This window comes from Nodularia harveyana UHCC-0300 (genome assembly GCF_034931085.1).
In the GTDB taxonomy this organism is placed as follows: Bacteria; Cyanobacteriota; Cyanobacteriia; order Cyanobacteriales; family Nostocaceae; genus Nodularia; species Nodularia harveyana.
Window position 1 is genome coordinate 88,649 of sequence record NZ_JAYGHG010000014.1, and the last position, 7,318, is coordinate 95,966.

Annotated in this window: 4 protein-coding genes; 2 read left to right on the forward strand and 2 right to left on the reverse strand. The window is 38.1% G+C overall.

Annotated features, from left to right (window positions below; all coding sequences use genetic code 11):
• The first annotated feature begins 2 nt into the window (after positions 1-2).
• Together VB620_RS10925 and VB620_RS10930 are read left to right on the forward strand one after the other, a co-directional pair.
• Positions 3-2,093: a methyl-accepting chemotaxis protein gene (locus VB620_RS10925; protein WP_323196172.1), complete on the forward strand. Its 2,091-nt coding sequence runs from the start codon at positions 3-5 to the stop codon at positions 2,091-2,093.
• 59 nt (positions 2,094-2,152) lie between these two features.
• Positions 2,153-4,975, forward strand: a complete 2,823-nt coding sequence (locus VB620_RS10930; protein WP_323196173.1) for a hybrid sensor histidine kinase/response regulator — start codon at positions 2,153-2,155, stop codon at positions 4,973-4,975.
• Positions 4,976-5,034: 59 nt separating this feature from the next.
• Here the strand turns inward: VB620_RS10930 and VB620_RS10935 are convergent, their stop codons facing one another.
• On the reverse strand, positions 5,035-6,021 hold the full coding sequence (locus VB620_RS10935; RefSeq protein ID WP_323196174.1) for a hypothetical protein: 987 nt from the start codon (positions 6,019-6,021) through the stop codon (positions 5,035-5,037).
• 3 nt (positions 6,022-6,024) lie between these two features.
• Complete coding sequence (locus VB620_RS10940; protein ID WP_323196175.1) at positions 6,025-7,152, reverse strand: DUF3696 domain-containing protein; 1,128 nt, start codon at positions 7,150-7,152, stop codon at positions 6,025-6,027.
• Positions 7,153-7,318 lie beyond the last annotated feature (166 nt).

Sequence of the window (7,318 nt, forward strand, 5' to 3'; positions counted from 1 at the left end):
TAATGAAATATAGTCAACGAGTTAGTTTAAAACAAAAAATGGTAATTTTAGCGATCGCCATCACTACTTTACCAGTCTTTGGCATGGGTGCGATCGCATATAGCTTGGTTTATAAATCCATGAATAGGCAAATTTACCAATCTCATGTAGCCACGGCTACCAGATTAACAGAGGGAATTAACCGCTTGATGTGGGAACGCTATGCAGATATTCAAATTATCGCCAATTCACCATTTTTTACCAATAGCAGAGTTAAGAGAAATACCAGTGCTGCCAATAAGCAAGAGTTTTTAGATGGCTTTGTCAACACTCACAAAGCTTATAACAGTATTACAGTGTTTGATCCTGATGGTCAATTAATAGTTAAATCTACAGACGCACCTTTAGATAATGATCAAAATCCTGAGTATGTGCAGGAAATTATCGCCAAAGATACTACTGTAGTTAGTCAGCCAGAAGCATCAATAATTAATATGACTGCACCCATTAAAGATGCAGTTAGCGCTGATACTATTGCTGTGGTAAGTGTCAGAATGCCTGTAGAATCTTTAGCAGCAGTAACTCAAGGGTATACAGTTAATGGCAATGAATATTATTTGATTGATAGTCAACAAAAAGTTTTCCTCACACCCCAAGCACAGTTATTAGGGACTAAATTTCCGGTATCTGATTTAATTTCATCTGGTAAATACACCACAATTCATACTATTAATCAACAGCAAAAACTCTTGAGTTATGTGCCATCAGTGACACAAAAAGGCATACCTGGATTAAAGTGGCAATTAATTTTAACTACAGATACAGCCGTTGCATTTGCACCTCAAAGAGAATTATTAAAAACAATAGCGATCGCCACAATACTATTAACATTAATTGTAGGTGCGATCGCCCTGGGGTTAGTCCACTTAGTTACACAACCACTTTTAAATGGAGCCACCGCTTTATCAAAGCTGGCTAAAGGTGATTTTGATACCCGTTGGCATACTACCGGACAAAATGATTTAAACAGAATTAGTCATAACTTTAACCAAATTGCCAGCCAATTACAAGTTTTAGCCCAACAAGAAGCACTGATTAAAATGGGCGGAGCGAATTTTGATCACACAGTGCATAAAGAACTTTTGCAACTACTGACACAGGTAGAGAGTGCAGCTAAAGGTGATTTGACAGTGCGCGCAGATGTGACATCTGGAGAAATCGGTACTGTTTCTGACTTTTTTAACTCCATAGTGGAAAACCTCAGAGAGATTATCACCCAAGTAAAAAAAACTACTACCCAAGTAAATCAAGCAATTGGGGCTGATGAAGCCGCTATCCGTCAACTAGCAGAGGAAGCACTCGCCCAAACTGCTGAAATCAACCGTACCCTAGATGCTGTTGATCAAATGACTAATTTTATGAAAAGCGTGGCTGAAAATGCCCAAAAAGCCGCAATTATTGCCAACAATGCCGCTAAGTCTGCTAGAAACAGTGGACAAGCAATGGATTTGACAGTGCATAATATTCTGGCTTTGCGGGAAACAGTGGGAGATACTACTCAGAAAGTCAAACGCTTGGGAGAATCTTCGCAACAAATTTCTCATGTGGTGTCTTTAATTAAGCAAATCGCCACCCAAACCAATTTACTCGCCATCAACGCCAGTATTCAAGCAGCGCGAGCTGGTGAAGAAGCACAAGGTTTTGCTGTGGTTGCGGACGAGGTGGGTGAGTTAGCCATTCGCAGTGTTTCCGCGACCCAAGAAATTGAGGAAATTGTGGAAAATATTCAACGGGAAACCAGCGAAGTCCTCCAATCTATGGAAATCGGGACTTCCCAAGTCATGGAAGGGACACAAATTGTCGAAGATGCGAAGCAAAGTTTGAGTCAAATTTTAGATGTATCCGAACAGATAGATTTTTTGGTACAGTCGATTTCTACTGCAACTGCATCTCAGTTACAAACATCCGAAGCTGTGAGTGATTTGATTCAACATATTGCTGCTATTTCACAACGTACCAGCCGGTCTTCTGCGGTGGTTTCGGAATCTCTGCATCAAACTGTGGAAATTTCTCAGCAGTTACAAGAAACTGTTGCTACTTTTAAGGTTAATTAGGGGAGAAGACGGTAACTTCCCAATGACTAATAACTAATGACAAATGACCAAACAAAACTATGTCAAAGGATAAAGAGTTAGAAATCCAGATGCAATTTCTGGAAGAAGCGAGAGATTATCTGAATACTCTAGAGACGGTGTTGCTGGAAATTAATAGCAGTAAACGCATTGATGTCGAGAGAATTAATGCTGCACTGCGAGCTGCTCATTCTATTAAAGGCGGCGCTGGGATGATGGGATTCCGCAGCCTTAGTGATTTCGCTCACCGTCTGGAAGATTCTTTTAAGGTGTTAAAAAGTCGCAAAAATTCCCGCGATATTGACTCACATTTACAAAGTTTGTTGCTTTCTGGGGTTGACTCGCTGCGGCAAATTGTAGACTTACTATCACAAGGGAATGAGGTAAATAACCAGTGGTTAAGTAACTTTTGTGATCCAGTATTTGAGGAATTACGCGATCGCCTGGGTGAACCTAATCCAGAAGATGCTTCCACTATATTATCACCGGAAGAGGGACAAGATATTGTGCCTATGCTGTTTGAAACGGAAGTGGAAGGATGTTTGCAGCGTTTGGAATTGGTATTAGCAGATAGCGCTGAGGCTGATTTACAAGAAGAAGTGGTAATTATGGCGGCTGAGTTGGGTGGTTTGGGCGAAATGCTGCAATTACCAGCTTTTACAAGTCTTTGTCAATCTATAGAAAATGATATGGGTACGGCGAGCAGCGATCGCATTATAGAAATTGCCCAGTTAGCATTGCATACATGGCGGCGATCGCAAGCTTTGATATTAACTAATCAACGAGATAGTTTACCTACCAAACTTGATTTAAATACACCACTTAATTATATCACCAAAGATGTCATCCCTGAGCTTCCCGAAGATACAGAAACCACAGAAAATCTGACATTTGCAAATATTCCTGAAACTAATACAGTGGAAGAAATTACCATTGGCAAAGATAGGGAAACATCTGACAATACAGTACGAGTTGCGAGTAAACAACTGGAGGAAATTAATGATTTATGTGGGGAACTCACAGTCCAGCGTAATGGTTTAAATTCCCAGTTAGAAAAATTCCGCAAACTTGTACATGATCTTAATCAGCGAGTGCAAACACTTGACCGAGAAAACCATGAATTACGTACAGCTTACCATAAAATTAGTAAGATAAATAGCGGGCGATCGCATCCAGAACATACCCCAGAGACTGATATTTTAGCAGTAGATAGTCAAGATAAACTAAACGTGCGATCGCAAGAAATTACAGGAAGCATTATCCAACTCCAAGAAGTCACAACCGACATTCAATTAAGTTTAGATGATACAGACCAAATAGCCCGGAAACTTAACAAAACATCCAAACAATTACAAACAAAAATTACACACATTCGGATGCGACCATTATCCGATTTAATCGACCGTTTTCCTAGAGCCTTGCGTGACCTTAACATTGAGTATGGTAAAAATGTTCATTTGCAAGTTCAAGGTAGTAACACACTAATTGAACGCAGCATCTTAGAAGCTTTAAACGAGCCGATAATGCACCTATTGAGAAATGCTTTTGATCATGGTATCGAAGACCCCACAACTCGCCGTCAATTGGGTAAACCAGAACAAGGATTAATCGAAATTATCGCTAACAACCAGAATAACCGCACAATTATTACCATGCGCGATGACGGTCAGGGAATTGCTTTAGAAAAAATTCGCTCCCGTGCCGTCGCTATGGGTTTAGATGCTACCTTAGTAGCTAATGCTAGCGAAGAAGAACTACTATCAATAATTTTTGAACCAGGGTTTACTACCTCCGACCAAGTAACAGCCTTATCTGGTCGTGGTGTCGGTATGGATGTAGTACGTAATAACCTCAAATCAGTGCAAGGAGATATTACAGTCAACACCGAATTAGGAATTGGTACTACCTTTACTTTATCAGTACCATTTACACTTTCTGTCGCACGAGTTCTGCTAGTAGAAAGTAATAAAATGTTATTAGCATTTCCCACAGAAGTCATATCCGAAATATTTTTACTCCCCAACGAAGAAGTATTTTTAATGGGAGATAGCGAAGTCATTAATTGGCAAAATCAGACATTACCACTAATTCGCCTCAGTCGCTACTTCCAGTTTAATTGTCCCCGCTACGATAAACCAGAACTAGAAATTTCACCAGCCATTAATGCTAACAGTATCTTAATAGTCAAAGGTAATAATCAAACAGTCGCCATCCAAGTAGACCGTTGCTGGGGTGAACAAGAAGTAGCCATCCGTCAACTAGAGAGTAATCTACCTTTACCCCCAGGTTTTAGTAACTGTACAATCCTCGGTGATGGTCGAGTATTAGCATTAGTAAATACCAACGATTTATTATATTGGATTGCCACTAATCAACGCACTCCTCAACATAATCACTTACCATCAGTTAGGTTAAAAACTCCCTTTCTATCTTTTGAAAATAAACAACTTTCCACAACAGCAACCACTCAAAAAGATACAATTTTAATCATCGATGACTCCATTAATGTTCGGCGCTTCTTAGCCATGACCCTTGAAAAAGGAGGATATGAAGTAGAACAAGCGAAAGATGGTCAAGATGCCTTAGAAAAAATCGAAAGTGGTTTGAAAGTCGCCGCTATAATTTGTGATATTGAAATGCCTCGCCTAGATGGTTACGGCTTTTTAGATCGCATTAACTCTAATATAAAAACTAAACATATTCCAGTGACAATGTTAACGTCTCGTAGTGGTCAGAAACATAGACAAATAGCCATGAATTTAGGAGCAAAAGCGTATTTTTCTAAACCTTACAATGAGCAAGAATTATTGCAAACTATCGCCGAACTTGTTGGAAATGTTACTGATACACCAGCTTCTAATTAAGCAGATAGAGAGAATTAAATTTAAGATTTTTTGTGAGGAGGAAAAACAGATTTTAAGGATTACGTCCGATACTTTACTGTAGGAAGATGCCGACCAATATAACCAATAATTACCTTCCCTGGTTGTTCTGGAAAAACTGGTTGTTCTGGAAAAAAATGGATTCGCCAATTGCAAACCCTCAATTTAATATGTCGTTCAAATAAGCGTTCTTTACCATCAGGACAAAGAAAAGTTCTTTCCTTGAAATACTTTTCAAGGGTTGGGTTACTCTCTCCCGATTCCTCAAAAGGATACTCTTCAGTATTGAAAGAACCATTATTCCAGTTTTCACAGCATTTCTGAAGCTCAAATAATTTCTTCAGAACAGGCTGTAATTCCAACTGTCCAGTACGGATATCTTCCAATTGTCTTCTAACAGCATGACAAAATTCTAGGTTAGGAAATAACTCTTCCCTGCGATTCCAAATTTCCACCCCGTTGCTAACTTGTTGATAAATATGCTCTTGAATTTTTTGAATCAGATTGGCGTGTTCTTTTACATGAGTGCTACGACTAACATGGAAAATTTTTACAACTTCATGTACTATCTCTTCATCTTGATTAAGCGATGTAAATTCTAGTTCTAGGCGGTTACAATCCCAGCATTCTTCAGAGAGTAAACTAATAGCTATTGTCTCTAGTACATAAGCAATACCAAGCCCAATAGCGATTTCTCCTTGATGACGAAATTCAGACAAACTAGCATTATTTTCAATATCTTGGATATCAGAATTTGCAATATCAGTTGAAAAAGGTGCTTTAGTTGCAAGAGTTTTGATAAAAATTCGCTCAACCTGATCGGCATCATTAAGCCAACGACGCAGAGGATAATTAGGCGCAAGTATTGTTGTATAAAAATTCTCTTTAGTCCGAAGACTTACTTTCACTCCCTGAGCTTTAACTGCCTTTATAGTCTTAATTAGCTCAGACATTCTTTCCTGTGCTTCTTGTTCATTTAGAGCAGGATTTCGCAGAGACAATTCATTTAATATTAAATCTAAATCCACCTTCTACTCCCCCGCAGGCTCAAGTAAAATATCTAAACTTTTTTCCCATTCATCGAAAAAACCATCAGGCCATTTATCAATTCTTCCATTTCTATCGATACGGGGTGATACTACTTCTGTAACATCTTGTCCTTGTTTATCTGGGCGCTGAAAATAATGTAATTGAACATCATCTGGCTTAATTTGACCTTGATGAACAGCAATACGAATACCATTTAAAACATGGTCACTATGAGTTTCTATTACTACTTGAATCCCACAACTAGCTGCAAGGGATAATAACTCACCCATTTTAACTTGCCCTTTAGGATGTAGATGCGCTTCTGGATTTTCTATTAGAATTAGTGTACCAGGATGAGATGCTAGAATTGCTACGATAATTGGTAATGTATAGCTAATTCCAAATCCGACGTTAGTAGTACGATAGGGGTTGCTATCTCCATAGAAATATTGCAAACTCATCAAACCTATATCTGAATTTGAGTTGATTTTAATTCTGGTTCCAGGACTAACTTCTCTCATCCATCCTTCAACCTGGCTACTAAGACTATTAGATTTTGCCATTGGATGTCTTAGTTTACTTTGAAGAACATCTTTATCTTGGTTAATTGCTAAGAAATGTGCTGTATATTCACCTTTGGAACCTAGCTGTCCTAATCGTCGCGCTTGATAATCTGACATATCATAAGATGTTCGTGGTCCAAGTCGTTCCGCCTGTAAATAGTGAAATCTTTTCTTAAAAAGACTTTGTAAACCATAGATACCTGGATCACTTGATAAGTGTAAATCTAAATTATTTAAAATATCTGCATCTGTCTTAATTGGATCATAGCTAAAACGCCAAATTCCTTTTTTTTCATCATCCCAAGTAATTTCAAAACCTAGATAATCCTCTTTAGCTCTTTCACAAAAAGCATCTTGAGCAGTACCAATACGTACTAATTCACCATTCAATGCTAAACCAACATTCGGTAATAATTCTTGTTGATAAGACTGACGCAGCAAAAGTAGCGCTTGCAGTACAGAAGATTTTCCCGTACTATTTAGACCCGAAAGTAAGGTTAGGGGTTTAAATTCGAGTAATTGATTTTCAAAAGCTTTGTAATTTGTCAATTTTAGAAAGTTAATCATGATAAGACCTCTTTAATAATTTGCTCCACTGTTTTAAATCTATGCTCAATTTTATTTTTGACTTGGGATATTGATGATAAAAAATCAGGATCATTATCTACATAATTAATAAAATTATCTATAAGTTTTTGTTTTCTTGTTTTTAAAGTTTGAATATCTTCTAAAC